Consider the following 16,336-nt stretch of genomic DNA (forward strand, 5'->3'; position numbering starts at 1 on the left):
CGCCCCCCTCTGTCCTGCCGGACATCTCCCCCACAAGGGGGGAGATTGGCAGTTCCGGCGCCGCCCCTCGTCTTGCGACGTAGAAAATTAGCGAAAGCCGAGATGACAGCCAATCTCCCCACCTGTGGGGGAGATGTCCGGCAGGACAGAGGGGGCGCCGTAGAGCGCTAGTCTGTGTGGCGAGGACGGCAGGTCGCCGTCCGCGCCAGTTCATTCAAAACAAGCTTACTCCCCCGGCCCCTTGCATGCCACGATCTGTTCCTTCGTGTAGGTCGTCCACTCCGGGATCGAGATCGAGACCGGCCATTCCGGGCTCAGCGACGGGTCGGCGGCTGCCTTCAGCTTGGCCTTGCCTTCGTCGGTGGCGTTGTCCCACAGCTGCGGGTCGACCAGCACGGTCTGCTGCGCCGGCTTCTTGCCGTCGAGGATCTGCAGCGCCAGCGTCACGCCCGCGCCGCCGATCGAGCCGGGGTTGGTGACGGCTGCACCGACGAGACCTTTCACCGAGCTCAGCTGGCCGACGAAGCCGGCATTGTCGGCGCCGACCACCGGTACCAGCGGCGCCTGCGATTCGACCAGCGCGTCGACGATGACGTTGTCGATGCCCGACGTCCACACGCCGTTGAACGGCGTGCCGGTGGCCAGGAACGACAGCATCTGCTGCTTGGCCTGATCCTGCTGCCAGCCGGTGAAGACTTCCTGCGCCACCTTCACGCCGGGGTTTTCGGCCAGCGCCTTCTTGAAGCCTTTGTCGCGATCGCTATCGGCCGAGGCGCCGGCGGCGCCGCGCATGTAGAACACTTCGCCCTTGCCGCCCATCTGCTGGAACAGCCATTTGGCGCCGAGATAGGCATACTGTTCCTGGTTGTTGGAGATGATGTAGGCCGACGGTTCGGTCACCGCCTGGTCGACGGCAACGACGACGATGCCGGCCTTGGTGGCTTCTTCCAGGCCCGCCTTGATGCCGGCGGGATCAGCGGGGTTGACGACGATGGCGTCGACCTTGGCGCTGATCAGATTGCGGATGTCTTCGAGCTGGCCGGCGGCATCGGTGTTGCGGTGGGCGATGTTGAGCTTCGTCACTTCGCCCGAAGCCAGCGCCTGCGCCTTCATGGCGCAGACCATTTCCTCGCGCCAGCCATTGCCCTGCACGGTGTTGGAAATGCCGATCGTATATTTGGCTTCGGCCGACGACACGCCCATCGATGCCAGCAAGCCAGCGCCCGCAAGCAACGGGACCATGGTCAGTATTTTCTTCATCTCAGTACTCCTCCACATTGTTGTTTTTCGTCTCAGGGCCAGACCCTTCGGCAGGATCAGACCAAGTCATTCACCTCGTCATTTGACGAAGGGGCGCAGCACGTCGCGGGCGAGCAGAAAGCCCCGCTTCACCGCATCGTCGCTGCCTTCGAACCGCCTGTCCTCATGTTCGATGATGACCGAGCCGTCATAGCCGGCGCGGTAAAGGCCGGAGAAGAAGCCGCTCCAGTCGACATCGCCCAATCCCGGCATGCGCGGCACCTGCCAGCCTATCCCGGCGGAAAGGATTCCGCGCTCATACAAACCATCATGATCGATCATCAAATCCTTGGCGTGGACATGCAGCATGTAGGGGCCGAACTCCCGGATGAAACGGCCCTGGTCGATCATTTGCCAGACCAGGTGCGAGGGGTCGAAATTCATGCCGACCTCGCCGCCCCAGGCCTCAAGGATGCGCCGCCAGATGCAGGGCGAATAGGCGATGTTGTGCCCGCCCGGCCACTCGTCATAACTGAAGATCATCGGGCAGTTCTCGAAGGCGAGTTTTACCCCGTGATCGCGCGCATAGGCGACGGTCTCGGGCCAGACTTTCAGCGCGTCCTGCCAGTTGACGTCGACGGTCTTCGAGGCATCGCCACCGCAGAAGGTGTTGACCACCGGCACGCCCATATTGGCGGCCAGCACGATGACCTTCTTCAGATGGCCGATGACGGCCTCGCGATGGGCGGGGTCCGGATGCAACGGGTTGGGATAGTAGCCGAGGCCGGAGACCGTCAGCTTCTTCTCCGTCAGCGAAGCGACGATCTCCTTGGCCTGCGCCGCCGAGGTGGAAGCGGCATCGATATGGCTGGTGCCGGCATAGCGCCGCGTCGCGCCGGAGGTCTTCGGCCAGCAGGCGATTTCCAGCGCCTCGAAGCCGGCCGAGTGCGCCCAGCCGGCGACCTCGCCAAGCGGCGTCTCCGCAAACGGTGCTGTAAGAACTCCAAGTTTCATTCTGCCTCCCTAGACCCGACGACTATAATGCCGATTGTTTGGATCGCTTCAACCTCGCGACCTCATCTTGTTCAAGACTGTGCCGGACAGCCGCCATCGGATCGTCCGACAGCAGGTCGCCCAGCGCCGATGTGACTGCCGCGCGGAACGTATCGTCGGCGGCAAGGCCGGGGTCGAATATCCCGTCGATGGCAAGGATGGCGGACACCAGCGCGCTGGCATCGTGACCGGTCGCATCGGCGATCGCGGCGACCTTGCCGGCATAGGGGTCCGACACCGGCCAGCGTCTTTCAAAGCGATCCGAGGCCCGGATCAGATAGGCCATCCAGCCGGCGACCGGCACCGATAGCAGGCCGATGCTCTGGCCCATCGCGAGCCGGTCGCGGATCGGGTTGAGCAGGCGCTGGACGATCTTCTGCGAACCGTCGGTGGCGACCTGGTGGTTGCGGTGGCGGATCGCGGTGTTCTTCAGCCGGGCAAGGCTCTGCTCGACATAGGCAAGCGGCAGGACGCCGGATACCGGCATCAGCGTCGGCACAGTCTCCTCGACCAGCATGCGCTTGATGAAGTCCGACAGCAGCGGGTCGGCCATGGCATCCGATGTGTGCTCGAGACCAGCCAGAACGCCGAGCGTGGCGAGTGCCGTCTGGGCGCCATTCAGCACCCGCATCTTGAGATGCTCAAACGGCGTGACGTCGTCGACGAAGGTGGCGCCGACCAGATCCCAGCGCGGCATGCGGCCGGCGAATTTTTCCTCGATCACCCACTGCCGGAACGGCTCACCGACAGCGACGGCGGCATCGTGGTAGCCGAACCATTGTTCGACACTATCGAGGTCATCCTGCGTCACCGCCGGCGCGATGCGGTCGACCATGGCCGCGGGGAAGGCGACATTGGCCTCTATCCAGCGGGCCAGCCCTTTGCTCCGCCGTTCGGCAAACGTCCGCACGACATTGTTCAGGATAGTACCGTTGGTCGGGATGTTGTCACAGGAGAGAAACGTTATGGGTCGCTCATGTGTGGCCCTGCGCTGCTCCAGCGCCCGCACCAGCAGGCCGGGGACGCTGCGCGGCGTCTCGGGGTTGGCGAGGTCGTGGGCGATGTCGGGATGGCCAAGGTCGAGTTCGCCGCTGGACGGGACGTGGCAATAGCCTTTTTCGGTCACCGTCATCGTCACCAACTCGATATCGGGAGAGATCAGCACACCCAGCGCCGGTGCGGCACTCTCCTGGCTGTCGACCACCCGGACGATGCTGCCGATGACGCGTGCCTCGATATGGCTGTTCTCGCGGATCAGCCTTGTGTAGAGCCCGCCCTGCCGTCCCAGCGTGTCGGCAAGGCTGGGCGGACGGATGTTGATGCCGACGATGCCCCAGCGGTCGAAGCGCAGCGAGATGAGATCGTCGGTGTATTCGGCCTGATGGCTGCGGTGGAAGGCGCCGACGCCGAGATGCGCCATGCCGGGCGCCAGGAGCGTACGGTCATAGGACGGTGTCTGCACCGATGCCGGCAAGCGATCGAGCAGCACCGGCCCAAGCGTTTCGATGGAAGCGCTCACCGGTTCGCTCCGATCACCGCCTGTTCCTGGTCGATGACCGCGCCGGTCATCGGGCCGGCGGCGTCGGACAGCAGGAAGACGGCGAGGCTGGCGATGTCGTCCGGCGTCAGCAACCGGCCGAAAGGCTGCGCGGCGTTGGCCTTCTCGAGCCAGCCAGGGCCGTTGCCCAAAGTCTCCGCCTGCATGATGCGTTCGGCCGGCGTGTCCGTCCAACCGACATTGATGCCGTTGACGCGGATGCGGTCGAAACGGTGGGCGTTGGCGGCGTTCTTGGTCAGCGTCGCTAGCGCGCCCTTGGTGGCGGAATAGACGGCAAGCTCCGGCGAGCCGCAATGGGCGTTGATCGACAGAATGTTGAGAATGGCGCCACCTTGGCCGCGCTGCTTCATGTCGGCAATCGCCGCCTGCATAAGGAAGAACGGCGCGCGCGCATTGACGGCAAACAGTGACGCCCAGTCGTCGAGGCTGGCGTCGAGGAAAGAGGCGCGATCGGTCAGGCCGGCGGCGTTGACCAGCGCATCGATGCGGCCGAAGCGCTCGATGCAGGCCTGCGCCAGAAGGATGGGGGCGTCAGGATCGGCAAGGTCGGCGGCGACGAAGATGGTCGGCGTGCCCAATTGCGAAAGCTCGGCCGCCACGGCCTCGCCACGCGCCCTCTCGCGCCCGGTGACCAGCAGCCCGGCGGCACCGGAACGCGCCAGCGTCTCGGTAATGGCGCGGCCAATGCCTTGCGTCGACCCGGTGACCAGAGCCACCTTGCCGTCAAGCCGGATCTCCATTCCTCCTCCCGGGAATAAAGTTTCTATTTTGAGAAATATGGAACGGCAATTCCCGATAGTCAATTGGACCAGTGACGCCTCATTCGCCGCGCCGCGCCGCCACGCCATGGACCAGCGCCATCCCAACGGCGAGCGAGGCCGCCAGTGAGCGGAAGCCGGCAAAGTCGGATTCCACCACTTCCAGCCAGCTGTCCGAGAGCGGGATCAGCGGGCTGAAGGTGCTGTCGGTGACGGTGACGATACGCGCCTTGCGCTCATGCGCCACCGCGACGAGATCGGGCGTGATCGAATTGTAGGGGCTGAAGGAGACAGCGAGCACGGCATCCCGGCCGCCGATGCAGCCGATCTGGTCGAGTGCGGAGGAGCCGACATTGTCGACCAGCACGTTGCGCACGCCCTGCTGCGAGAGCGTCAGCGAGAGATAGGCGGTGACGGGAAAGGCGCGCTTGGAGCCGATGACATAGATCAGCTCGGCCGCTGCCAGCAGCGCCACCATCTTGTCGAAACTCGCGACATCGAAGCCCGCCTCGATGCGGCCAAGCGAGGCCTGCGACGCGCCGACCATGCCGTGCAGGAAATGCAGATTGGGCTCGGTCTCGGTGCGCGGCTCGCCACGGCCTTCCGGCCATGAGCCCTTGATGTGCTCCTTGAACAGGCCCTGGAAATCGGAAAAGCCGGAATAGCCGAAGATCTGGGCAAAGCGCACCAGCGTCGAGGGCTGCACGCCGGCCTGTGCCGCAACCTGCGCGATGGTGCCGAGCGCGACGTCGCTCGGATGCTGCCACAGGAAGATTGCCACCTGGCGCAGCCGCTTGGGGAAATGCACCGTGCCCGACGACAGCACGGCGCGCAGCTCCTCGTAGGTCTGCGGCTGGATATAGCCGAGTGCGGCCAGAGAGCGCCCGCGCTTGCGCGTCGCCGCCTCGTCGGTGCTGGACCGTCCGGATGCCTTGCTTGCCCCACTCATGATTTCAGGCTAGCGCGATACGATCGTTTTACAATATGAAAATTGGAAATCATGTTCGAAAGCGGTCTGCCGGGAGGAGCTTGAAAATGGTCTACGCAACATCGGACGGATCAGCCGGCAAGCGCCTGCGGGTCGGCATGGTCGGCGGCGGCCGCAATGCCTTCATCGGCGCCGTGCATCGGCTGGCCATGCGTCTCGACGACCAGATCGTGCTGGTCGCCGGCGCGCTGTCGTCGGACCCGGAAAACGCCGCCGCGTCGGCTGCCGAGATCGGCATCGCGCCAGATCGCAGCTATGCCGACTACCGGGCCATGGCCAGGGCGGAAGCTGAGCGGCCGGACGGCATCGAGGCGGTGGTCATCGTCACGCCCAACCATCTGCACGCGCCGATCGCCACGGCCTTTCTGGAGGCCGGCATCGACGTCATCTGCGACAAGCCGCTGTCGACGACGCTGGATGAGGCCGAGGCGCTGGTGGCGCTGGCGCGGGAGAAAAAGCGTCGCTTCGTCGTCACGCTCAACAACACCGGCTACGCCATGGTCCGCCAGGCGCGCGCGATGGTGGCGGCGGGCGCGCTTGGCCGCATCGTGTCCGTGCATGGCGCCTACATCCAGGACTGGCTGACCAAGCCGATCGACGCCGAGGGCCAGAAGCAGGCGGAGTGGCGCACCGATCCGGCGCGCGCCGGCCAGTCGGCGGTGTTGGCCGACATCGGCGTGCATGCCTTCAATTTGGCGAGCTTCATCTCCGGATGCGAGGCCGAGGCGGTGTCGGCCGATCTGTTCACCGCCGTCCCCGGACGCCGGCTCGACGACAATGCGCATGTGCTGGTGCGCTGGACGGGCGGCGCGCGCGGCACGATCCTGGCCAGCCAGACCTCGCCCGGCCACTACAACGATCTCTCGGTGCGCATCTATGGCGACAAAGCCGGGCTCGAATGGTCGGGCGGCCGGCCGGAGGAACTGCGCTTCTCCATCCATGGCGAGGAGACCCGCACGCTGGTGCGCGGCGGCCATGGCTCGACCACTGAGAGCCAGCGCGTGTCGCGCATGCCGGCGGCGCATCCGGAGGGATATATCGAGGCCTTCGCCAATATCTACCGCGACGCCGCCGATATCATTCGCGCCCATCGCTCTGGTGGGGTGGTCGATCCGGCGCGTGCGGCGCAGGTGCCCGATGTTGTGGATGGCGCGCGTGGGGTGAAGTTTGTTGCTGCGGCGGTGGAGTCGAATGCGGCGGGTGGGACATGGACTTCGGCGCGGTTTGGGTGAGGGGCTGATGCGGATGTAGAGGCCAGCGGCCTAGGGCGGTCCCCCACTCCGTCTCGGCTTCGCCGATCCACCTCTCCCCGATGAGGAAATCCCAAGCTTTTTGATGGGAAATGAAACCCAAGTCTTTCGATGCAGTGACTCCGGCGGTTGGCGTTTCCTCTCCCCCATGAACATGGGGGTAGAGGTGGCTCGGCGAAGCCGAGACGGAGTGGGGGACTGGCGCTGCCCTAAGGGATTGACCCGCCGAAGGCGCTACCGCCGCCGCAGCAGACCTGGCAGCGGCGGGGCGCCAAGTACTCTTCGGCCGCTTTACTGGGCAAAACGCTGCTATGCATGTGTTAATCATGATAGGGGTTGTTCATTGTCAGAGCATCGGCCCAGCCGTATTCGGTAACAATGCGCAACTTGTCTCTCTTCCTTGCTGCCAGCCTCGGCTGCCTCGTTCTCTCGGCGGTTTCCTTCGGCGCTCCGCAAGGCCTGCTCGTCACCCTGTTCCCGAACAGCAATGCAGCGAAGGTGGCGCAGTGCAGAAGCCTTCTCAAAATCCGTTTCGACACGGGCGAATGGCCGGACAAGCGCGCGGCTGACTATATGCGCTATGACGAGTGCTACTATCTGATCTGTGGCGGAACCAGGCCGAGCGCTTGAAGGCTTGGTGCAGCTATCCCTTGATCGCCGAGCCGACGATGGAATCGACGAAGAAGCGCTGCAGGAAGACGAACAGGATGAGCGGCGGCAGCACGGCCAGCGTGGCGCCGGCCATCACCAGGCCGGTGTTGACCGCGCCCCTGTTGTAGCTCAGCAACCGGCTCAGGCTGATGACGATCGGATAGGCGTCGGCATTGCCCTGCAGCACGGTCAGCGGCCACAGATAGCTGTTCCAGTGATAGACGAAGGCGAAGAGGGCCAGAGCCGCGATTGCGGGGGCGACGCTCGGCGCGACGATCTTGTAGAGGATCAAGAACTCCGAGGCGCCGTCCATGCGCGCGGCGTCGATGAGCTCGTCGGGCACGCCGGAGATGAACTGGCGCATCAGGAAGATGCCGAAAGCATTGGCGAGATTGGGCACGATGATGCCGGCGAGGCTGGCGTTGAGGCCGATCGAGCCGACCAGGCGATAGAGCGGGATCAACGTCACGATCGGCGGCAGGAACATGGTGGCGATCAGCAGAGAAAACAGCAGCGACTTCCCGGGGAAGTGGTATTTGGCGAAGGCGTAGCCGGCCATCATGCTGGTCAGCAGGATGCCGGCGGTGGTGATCGAGGCGATGACCAGAGAATTCCACATCGAGCGGCCGACATTGATCACGCCCGACACCTTCTCATAGGCGTCGAGGCTCGGCGTAAGGGGGATCCACACCGGCGGCACCTGCATGCTCTCGGCCGGCGTCTTGAGGCTCGACAGCGCCATCCAGACCAGCGGGAAGGCCGAGGCGACGGCGACCAGCAGCATCAGCGTCGCCAGCAGCGCCTTGCGGCCGGACGGGCGCCGGCGCGACAGCCGGCTCGACGATCCCGCGCTCATTCGTCGTTCTTCCGGTTGGCGAAGGCAAACAGCGCGCAGACGACGACAATCAGCGAAAGCATCAGCATCACCGCCATGGCCGAACCCAGTCCACCCTGCGCACGCTCGATGCCGACGCGGCGGATGTGGTAGGTCAGCACATTGGTCGAGCCGACCGGCCCGCCCTGCGTGATCAGGGCAACCGGCTCGAACACCTGCACGGCGTTGATGATGGCGATGACGGCGCTGAACAACAGCGTGCGCCGCATCAGCGGCAGCGTGATGAAGCGGAACTGCTCGAAACGGTTGGCGCCGTCGAGCTTTGCTGCTTCATACAGGCTGCCGGGGATTTGCGTCAGTCCGGCGATCGCCAGCACGGTGAAATAGCCGACCTGCTGCCAGACATTGAGGAAGACGATCGAGATCAGCGCCGAGCGCGGCGACGACAGGAAAGGCTGCGGGCCGATGCCGATAAGGCCGAGCATCTGGTTGAGAGGGCCTTCGCTCGGCGAATAGAGTTTCGACCACACCAGCGCCACGGCGATCATCGGCACCATGTAGGTGGCAAACAGCACCGTGCGCAGCGCCGTGCCGCCGGCGACATCGCGCTGGTAGACCATCAGCCCAAAGGCCACCGACAGCGGCAGGATGAGGATGACGGAGAGCGCGGTGTAGACGGCTGTGTTGACGAGCGCGGCCTTGAAATCGCGGCCGACCGAGGTGGCCCCGAAAATCTCGCGGAAATTGTCGAGGCCGATGAAGCTGGTGCTGGAAAACGGTGTCTGCGTCGACCAGTCCTGGAACGACAGCCAGACGGTGAGCAGCATCGGCAACAGGACGAAGATGCCGATCAGCGTCACGGCGGGCGCCAGCATGATGCCCGCCGAGGCACGGTACCTCTGAATCATTATTTGGCGGCGCGCTCCAGGATCGAAATGGCGTCGGCCTGCGCCGTCGCCTGCGCATCCTTGGCCGAGACCTGGCCATACTGCAACGCCTCGAGCGTCTGCTGCAGCGATTCCGAGAATTCCTGGCCGCCGGGCACGACAGGGAACGGCTTGGCATCGGTGAGCACGCTGACATAGCCGGAGAGGAATTCCGAGCCGAGCTTGTCTTTGTGCGCCTCGATGTCGGAGAGGCGTGAGGGCAGGATGCCCATCGACATGAGGATATCCGACATCGCGGAAGCACCGTTCTTGCCGGACTTTGGATTGTTCAGCCAGGCGAGGAAGTCCCACGCCGCCTTCTGCTCGGCGGCACCTGCATTGGCGTTGACCACGGTCATCCAGGAGTAGGAGATCGAATGCGGCTTGTCGCCGCTCGGGCCGACGGGAAGCGGCGCCGTTGCAATGTCGGCGAACTTGTCGCCCATGCCGGCCTTCAGTGCGCTCTCCCACCAATTGGCCATGATGATCATGCCGGTCTTGCCGGAGACGAAATTGTCGAGGAAGGGGCCGGTGGTGTTGGCGTCTGCGGTCGCCATCGCCGGCACGCTGGCGCCCGACTTGATCAGGTCCTCATAGAACTGGAAGGTCTCGGTCGCCTGCGGGCTGTCCAGCACCGGCTTGCCGTCCTTGACCAGGTCGCCGCCATTGGACACCAGCAGCGAGGCGAAGGGGTGGACGACGCCGGCGGCCCATGAATTGATCATGCCGAAGCCTTGCTGTCCCGCATCCTTGTTGGTCAGCTTCTTGGCCGCATCCTTGAATTCGTCCCAGGTCTTGGGTGGCGCCGCGATGCCGGCCTGCTTGAACAGCGCCTTGTTATAGTTCAGCGCATAGACATCGATCTCGTTGGGGATGCCGTAGAGCGTGCCGCCGACCGAGGCGGCGCTGGTGACGCCCGCCGGCCAGGCGGCCATGACCTCGCTGGCCACCGCATCGGGGGCGGGCGCGACCAGCTTGTCGCGGGCGAGTTCCGGCAGCCACAGATCGTAGATGCCGCCGATGGTCGGGCCGTCCGCGCCACCACCTTGCGAGCGCAGCGTGGTCAGGAGATCGCCGAAGGGAACGGCGCGCACGGTGACACTGACATCCGGATTGGTCTTGGCGAAATCCTTGGCTGCGGCTTCCAGCAGCGCGACCGTCTCCGGCGACCAGTGGGTGAGATAGGAGATGTTGACCGATTGCGCCCAGCCGGTGGCGGGCAGGATGGCGAGGCCCGCGGCCAGTGCCAGTTTCGAAGTCCAGGCAAACGACATTCCTCATCCTCCCTATCGATCACGATGACGTTATGACAAGTTCAGGCGATGACGCAAGGGCTTGCTGGCGAAAAAGCCTCATTTGGTGCCGCCACAGATTTCTTTGCTGCGCCGGAACGTGGATATTTATCATTATAAAACAGCTGTCTATGCCTACCCTCATGCGGTGAGGTGCCTGCCGCCACTGTTTTCGAAGCACACCAGACCTCTTGCGAATGCCGCTATGTCGTTATAATGACTTTCCCCAACCAATGACTTCTCACGGCACGGAAACGCCGCGGGACGCCAAGGACAGAGAACAATGGGAGACTGGCAATGAGCATGCTTTCACTTCACCGGCGCGCAGCACTTGGGCTGATCGGCGGCCTTGCCGCCGCCTGCGCCGGCGTCTTCGCCTCATTGCCGGCGCGAGCCGCCGACAGCACGGTGACGCTGTGGAGCTGGCGCACCGAGGACGAGGCCGCGATGCGCCGCATCTTCGATGCCTTCGAGGTGAAGAATCCCGGCATCAAGGTCGCCATCCAGTTCACGCCCGATGCCGACTACCAGAACCGGCTGAGCACGGCGCTGCGCGGCGGGCGCGGGCCTGACATCGCCCAGCTCAAGGCCTATGGCGAATTGCAGCCCTTCGTCGAGGCGGGCTATCTCGACGCGCTGGACGACAGCGTGCCGGAGCTGAAGAACATGGAGGACGCAGCGCTTGGCGGCGCGCGCGGCCGCAGCGACGGCAAGCTCTACGGCGTGCCCTACTCGGTGCCGATGATGGGCGTCTTCTACAACCAGGATATCTTCGCCGCCCAGGGCATCGAGATCCCCAAGACCTACAAGGATTTCACCGCCGTCTGCGAGAAGCTGAAGGCGGCCGGCATCACCCCGATCGCCACCGGCGGCGCCAACGGCTCGGCCTGGGAGCTGGAGATCGCCGTCGGCGTGGTCGGCCCGACCATCTATGGTCCTGATTTCTACGACGAGATGATGAGCGGCAAGGCGACCTTCCAGGATCCGCGCTATGTGGCGGCGCTGAAGCGCTTCGCCGAGCTGAAGCCGTATTTCCCCGACGGCTTCGCCGGCATCGACTACACCGCCGCCACGCAGCAGTTCATCGGCGGCAAGGCGGCGATGTTCCTCGGCGGTTCGTTCGAGAACGGCAGCTTCAAGGCGCAGAACCCGAAGCTGAAATTCTCGATCTTCCCGTTCCCCGCGGACGATGCCGGGGCAAAACTCTACACCTCGGCCTTCTCCGACGGCTCCTATGGCCTAGTCTCCGAGAGCCAGAACAAGGAAGCCGCGGCCAAGGTGCTGGGCTTCATGGCTTCGGCAGAGTTCGCGCAGATGTTCGCCGACGAGCTCGGCTGGCCGCCGGCCCGCACGGATGTGACGGTGAAGGATCCAGTGCTGGCCTCGATGATGGAGATGGCGAAGAATTCGACGCCCTATCTGACGCTGGTCGGCTTCCGCTGGCAGTCGCCGACGGCGTCTTCGGTGCTGCAGTCGGGGATCATCGACATGGTCGAAGGCAACATCGCGCCGGAGAAGCTGGCGGCCGACATGCAGGCCGCGGTCGCCACCTGGTTCAAGCCGAAGCAGTAGGCGCGGCCGGTCGCAAAAGCGGCCGGCCTCTCACGGACCAGAAAAGCGCATGAGCACCCTTCGCCGCACCAGCAGCCTTCGCCGCACGCAGCAGCGCATGGCCGTGCTGTTCATCCTGCCGGCGCTGGCGGTCTATGCGCTGTTCGTCCTCTATCCCCTGGGGATGTCGCTGTGGGGCAGCTTCTTCGTCTGGAAGGGGCTGCGCATGGTCGAGTTCGCCGGCCTGTCGAATTTCTCAAGGCTGTTCGTTTTCCCCAGCGGCGCGCGGATCTACGGCGCGCTGTGGCACAACACCGCCTGGTTCTTCGGCATCATGCTGTTCCAGAACGGAATCGGGCTTTTGTTCGCCTGGCTGCTGTTCCTGCGCGACAAGGGTGCGGCCTTCTTCCAGTCGGTGTTCTTCTTTCCGGCGGTGCTGAGCCCGGTCATCGTCGGCGCGCTGTGGCGGTTGCTTTTGGCACCGGGCGGCGTCGTCGAATGGGCGCTGAACGGGCTCGGCCTGCACCAGGGCAGCCTGACCGTGCTCGGCAACAGCCACACCGCGCTCGCCATGCTGATCGCCGTCGATGCCTGGAACTGGATGGGCCTGCCGGTGCTGATCTACACGGCAGGTCTGCGGCAGATTTCCGGCCAGATTTTCGAGGCGGCAAAACTTGACGGCGCCGGCAATGCGCGCATGCTGTTCTCGATCGCGCTGCCGCTGCTGATGCCGGCGCTGGGCACGCTGACGACGCTGTCGTTCATCAACACCTTCAACCAGTTCGACATCGTCTATGTCATGCAGGGCGTGCAGGGCAATCCGAGCTATTCGACCGACACGCTGGTGACCTACTTCTACCGGCTGGCCTTCGGCGCGGAAGGTGCTGTCGGCATCACCGATATCGGTCTGGCTTTGGCGCTCGGCACCGTGCTGTTCTTGATCCTCAGCATCGGCACGCTCATGATGCTGCGCTTCTTCGACCGCCGCACGGTGCAGCTATGAGCGCGCTGGCGATTTCGCAAAGACCGGCCATCTCTCGGCAGCTGGCGCGGCTGCCCGGCTGGACGGTGCTGATCGTATGGACGGCGGCTGTGCTGTTGCCGCTCTACATCCTTGTCGTCTCCTGTTTCAAGACAACGGCCGAGATCTACGACAACAGGCTCGGCCTGCCGCAAAGCTTTGCCTTCGACAATTTCATCAACGCCTGGACGCGCGCCGATCTCGGCCAGAATTTCATCAACAGCCTGATCGTCACCGGCGGCGCGGTCATCCTCACCATCGTCGTCTCGGCGATGGCCGCCTATCCGCTCAGCCGCTACAAGCTTGGCTGGAATGCCATCATGCTCGGCCTATTCCTGTCCGGCATCATGCTGCCCATCCGGCTCGCCTCGGTCGAACTGTTCACGCTGATGCGCAATCTTGGCCTGCTGGATTCGCTGACCGGGCTGATCCTGGTCTATTCGGCGATCCGCATTCCCTTCGCCGTCTTCATCTTCGCCAATTTCATGCGCGTCTTACCCTCCGAGTTGGACGAGGCGACGCGCATGGACGGCGCCGGCGAGGTCCGCATCCTGTTCCAGATCATCCTGCCGATGGTCAAGCCGGCGGTGTCGATCGTGGCCATCTTCACCGCGATCGCGGTGTGGAACGATTTCTTCTTCCCGCTGATCTTCATCTTCGACGACCGCTACAAGACGGTGCCGCTGGCGATCAGCGTCTTCGTCGGCCAGTTCCGCACCGACTGGGGCCTGGTGTTCGCCTCGCTGGCGATCTCCATGGCGCCCATCCTGATCATGTATTGTCTGCTGGCGCGCCAGATTCGCGAAGGCGTCGGTACCGGAGGGGGCATGAAATGATCGAAGACAGGATTTATGCGGCGAAATCGATCCTGGTGGTCGGCGCGCACGCCTTCGATGCCGAGGTGATGGCCGGGCCGCTGGCGGCCGCTGCCGTCAAGCGCGGCGCCACGGTGACCTTCCTGCATCTGACCATGGGTGAGCAGGGCCATCCGTACCTGGTTCCCGCGCATTATTGCGTGCAGAAGGAAGAGGAAGCGGGCAGCGCGGCGGAGCGGCTCGGCGTCGCCATGCGTGGCTTTGGCCTGCGCGACGGCTTCCTGCCCACAGACGATCAGACGGCGCTCGAAGTGGGCGACATCATTCGCGAGCTGAAACCCGAGATCGTCATCACCCATTGGCATGGCAGTTGGCACAAGGACCATCGCGCCGCCGCGCATTTGACGAAGACCGGTATCTTCTTCGCCGGACTGCCGACCGTTGCCAGCGACCATCCGGCGCACACGCCGCAACTGCTGCTGTTCGGCGAGAACTGGGAGGACGATGACGGCTTCCGGCCCGAGCATCTCGTCGATGTCAGCGACGGGTTCGAGGCCTGGCGCGACGCGGTCATGGAGTATGAGCTGGCGCGCGGCCTGAGCAGCTTCCCCTATGTCGACTATTACAGTTCGCTGTACCGGCTGCGCGGCTGCCTGCGTGGCACGCGCCATGCACAGGCCTTCGCGGCGGCGTCGCATTCGTGGAATGCCGGCAGCGGCCTGTTCTCGCTCCCCTTCGGCAAAGGGTCCGGTCGATGACGCGGGTACTCGGCATCGATCTCGGCGGCACCAATCTGCGCGCCGCCGTATCTACGGGCGATGTCGGTGCGTTGGAGGCGCTGGGCAGCGAGCCGGCGCCGGCAACCCTTGGTGCCTTCATTGCGCGAATCGACGCGCTGTGCGCTGAGGCCGGGTCGGTCTCAGCGCTTGGTATCGCGGTGCCGGGTCTGGTCGAGGGCTCAATCTGCCGCTGGATCCCCAACTTGCCGTTCCTCGACGGCGCCGATATCCAGCCGCTGTTTCCCAAACTGCGCGTAGCGCTCGGCAATGACGCGCAGATTGCGCTGCTGGCGGAGGCTGTCGAAGGCAGTGCGAAAAACATGTCGGATGCGATCCTGCTCGCCATCGGCACCGGCATCGGTTCGGCGGTGCTGGCCAATGGCCGCATCGTTGCCGGCGCGCATGGCGGCGCCTGCTCGTTCGGCTGGGCCTGCGCCGACGTCAAAGATCATGGCGAGGAGCGCAGCGGCTGGCTGGAGCGCGTCGCGTCGGGCCGGGCGCTTGATGCCCTTGCCGGACAGATCGGCCTTGCCGACGGCCGCCAGCTGATCGCCGCTGCCCAGGCCGGCGAACTGGCCGCACTCACCTTGCTTGAACTGCCGGCGCGACAGCTCGGCACCGCGCTTGCAGGCGCTGTCGCGCTGCTCGATCCGCAAGCGGTTCTGATTTCGGGTGGTTTGGCGGAGGCGCTGGATGTGATCCGGCCGCCGCTGCTTGCAGCGCTGCGACGCCAACTGCCGCCGCATCTGCGCGGCATCGACGTCAAGCCCGGAAAATTCGGTCCCCGCGCCGGCCTCGTCGGCGCGGCGCTGGCCGGCGCCGTTGGGCAAGGGTGGAGGCAGGTGCGATGAGCGAAGCAAGCTTTCAGCAGCCGGACCGCAGACGGCCGGAGCCGCTCTGGTATCAGGTCGAAGAGGCGATCCGCGCCATCGTCAAGAGCGGCGAATGGGCAACGGGCGACCAGATCCCGGCGGAGGACAGGCTGTGCGCCCTGTTCGGCGTCAGCCGTATCACGCTGCGCCACGCGCTGCGCAATCTCGAGGAGGCCGGGCTGCTCAGGCGCGAACATGGCCGCGGCACGTTCGTGCGCTCGACCACGCTGGTCGCCGGCACGCGCGAGCTGACCAGCTTCACCCAGGAGATGGGCAATATGGGCGTGGTCGCGGGCTCGCGTCTGCTCGACTGCAGCCTGACCACCGCCAACGCGGCGGCTGCCGGCGCGCTGGAGATCGAAGAGGGCGATCCGGTGGTGCGCATTCGCAGGCTGCGGCTCGGTAACAACGAGCCGATCGGCATCCAGACGGCGCAGCTGTCGGAGGTGCGCGTGCCGGGCTTCCTCGATGCCGGCCTGCTGCAGGGCTCGCTCTACGAGGCGCTGGAGCGCCATTACGGCATCGTGCCGGTGGCCGCGCGGGAGAACTACCGGGTCGGCGCGGTCGGCGCGGCGGATGCCGAACTGCTCGACCTCCCGGTCGGCAGCCCGGCCTTCGTCGTCGAGCGCATCACCACCGACGAGCGCGGCCCGTTCGAATTCACCGTCTCGATCATGCGCGGCGACCGCTACGAAATCCGCTCGACGCTGCGCGCCGGACGCGTGCCGCTGAACCCGAGAAGCTGATC

16 protein-coding genes are annotated in these 16,336 nt (G+C 64.9%); 8 read left to right on the forward strand and 8 right to left on the reverse strand.

Going from position 1 to position 16,336, the window contains the following annotated elements; genetic code table 11:
• Nucleotides 1-225: 225 nt before the first annotated feature.
• From X726_RS149755 to X726_RS149735, 5 genes are all read right to left on the reverse strand, one after another.
• A complete protein-coding gene (locus X726_RS149755) occupies nucleotides 226-1,260 on the reverse strand; it encodes an ABC transporter substrate-binding protein (protein ID WP_023671054.1) in 1,035 nt (344 codons plus the stop codon).
• A gap of 78 nt (nucleotides 1,261-1,338) precedes the next feature.
• Complete coding sequence (locus tag X726_RS149750; RefSeq protein ID WP_023671055.1) at nucleotides 1,339-2,253, reverse strand: sugar phosphate isomerase/epimerase; 915 nt, start codon at nucleotides 2,251-2,253, stop codon at nucleotides 1,339-1,341.
• A 22-nt stretch (nucleotides 2,254-2,275) separates the two neighbouring features.
• The gene (locus X726_RS149745; protein WP_023671056.1) at nucleotides 2,276-3,811 is read right to left on the reverse strand and encodes a mannitol dehydrogenase family protein; all 1,536 of its coding nucleotides are present in this window, start codon (nucleotides 3,809-3,811) and stop codon (nucleotides 2,276-2,278) included.
• Nucleotides 3,808-4,590, reverse strand: a complete 783-nt coding sequence (locus X726_RS149740) for an SDR family oxidoreductase (protein ID WP_023671057.1) — start codon at nucleotides 4,588-4,590, stop codon at nucleotides 3,808-3,810. Before X726_RS149740 ends, X726_RS149745 begins: the two co-directional genes overlap by 4 nt.
• A gap of 79 nt (nucleotides 4,591-4,669) precedes the next feature.
• Nucleotides 4,670-5,557 (reverse strand): MurR/RpiR family transcriptional regulator, encoded by an 888-nt coding sequence (locus X726_RS149735; RefSeq protein ID WP_023671058.1) that lies wholly within the window; start codon nucleotides 5,555-5,557, stop codon nucleotides 4,670-4,672.
• An 86-nt stretch (nucleotides 5,558-5,643) separates the two neighbouring features.
• On the opposite strand from X726_RS149735, the gene X726_RS149730 reads away from it, so the two are divergent.
• Complete coding sequence (locus X726_RS149730) at nucleotides 5,644-6,828, forward strand: Gfo/Idh/MocA family oxidoreductase (RefSeq protein ID WP_023671059.1); 1,185 nt, start codon at nucleotides 5,644-5,646, stop codon at nucleotides 6,826-6,828.
• 396 nt (nucleotides 6,829-7,224) lie between these two features.
• Nucleotides 7,225-7,476, forward strand: coding sequence for a hypothetical protein (locus X726_RS149725; RefSeq protein ID WP_023671060.1), 252 nt, complete (start codon nucleotides 7,225-7,227; stop codon nucleotides 7,474-7,476).
• Between the two features lie 13 nt (nucleotides 7,477-7,489).
• Here the strand turns inward: X726_RS149725 and X726_RS149720 are convergent, their stop codons facing one another.
• The 3 genes from X726_RS149720 to X726_RS149710 are packed head-to-tail and all read right to left on the reverse strand — an operon-like array spanning nucleotide 7,490 to nucleotide 10,532.
• Nucleotides 7,490-8,353, reverse strand: a complete 864-nt coding sequence (locus X726_RS149720) for a carbohydrate ABC transporter permease (RefSeq protein ID WP_023671061.1) — start codon at nucleotides 8,351-8,353, stop codon at nucleotides 7,490-7,492.
• Complete coding sequence (locus X726_RS149715) at nucleotides 8,350-9,240, reverse strand: sugar ABC transporter permease (protein ID WP_023671062.1); 891 nt, start codon at nucleotides 9,238-9,240, stop codon at nucleotides 8,350-8,352. The genes X726_RS149720 and X726_RS149715 overlap by 4 nt, the downstream gene beginning before the upstream one ends.
• On the reverse strand, nucleotides 9,240-10,532 hold the full coding sequence (locus X726_RS149710) for an extracellular solute-binding protein (protein WP_023671063.1): 1,293 nt from the start codon (nucleotides 10,530-10,532) through the stop codon (nucleotides 9,240-9,242). The genes X726_RS149715 and X726_RS149710 overlap by 1 nt, the downstream gene beginning before the upstream one ends.
• A gap of 315 nt (nucleotides 10,533-10,847) precedes the next feature.
• Here X726_RS149710 and X726_RS149705 point away from each other — a divergent pair, with 315 nt between their 5' ends.
• The 6 genes from X726_RS149705 to X726_RS149680 are packed head-to-tail and all read left to right on the forward strand — an operon-like array spanning nucleotide 10,848 to nucleotide 16,334.
• Nucleotides 10,848-12,122 (forward strand): extracellular solute-binding protein, encoded by a 1,275-nt coding sequence (locus tag X726_RS149705; RefSeq protein WP_023671064.1) that lies wholly within the window; start codon nucleotides 10,848-10,850, stop codon nucleotides 12,120-12,122.
• A 49-nt stretch (nucleotides 12,123-12,171) separates the two neighbouring features.
• Entirely contained in the window at nucleotides 12,172-13,104 is a 933-nt protein-coding gene (locus X726_RS149700) for a sugar ABC transporter permease (RefSeq protein ID WP_023671065.1), read from the forward strand.
• Complete coding sequence (locus X726_RS149695) at nucleotides 13,101-13,958, forward strand: carbohydrate ABC transporter permease (RefSeq protein ID WP_023671066.1); 858 nt, start codon at nucleotides 13,101-13,103, stop codon at nucleotides 13,956-13,958. The genes X726_RS149700 and X726_RS149695 overlap by 4 nt, the downstream gene beginning before the upstream one ends.
• The gene (locus X726_RS149690) at nucleotides 13,955-14,695 is read left to right on the forward strand and encodes a PIG-L family deacetylase (protein WP_033001899.1); all 741 of its coding nucleotides are present in this window, start codon (nucleotides 13,955-13,957) and stop codon (nucleotides 14,693-14,695) included. The genes X726_RS149695 and X726_RS149690 overlap by 4 nt, the downstream gene beginning before the upstream one ends.
• Complete coding sequence (locus X726_RS149685; RefSeq protein ID WP_023671068.1) at nucleotides 14,692-15,567, forward strand: ROK family protein; 876 nt, start codon at nucleotides 14,692-14,694, stop codon at nucleotides 15,565-15,567. Before X726_RS149690 ends, X726_RS149685 begins: the two co-directional genes overlap by 4 nt.
• A complete protein-coding gene (locus X726_RS149680) occupies nucleotides 15,564-16,334 on the forward strand; it encodes a GntR family transcriptional regulator (protein ID WP_023671069.1) in 771 nt (256 codons plus the stop codon). The genes X726_RS149685 and X726_RS149680 overlap by 4 nt, the downstream gene beginning before the upstream one ends.
• Nucleotides 16,335-16,336: the final 2 nt, after the last annotated feature.

It is taken from the genome of Mesorhizobium sp. LSJC285A00 (assembly GCF_000503155.1).
Classification (GTDB): Bacteria; Pseudomonadota; Alphaproteobacteria; order Rhizobiales; family Rhizobiaceae; genus Mesorhizobium.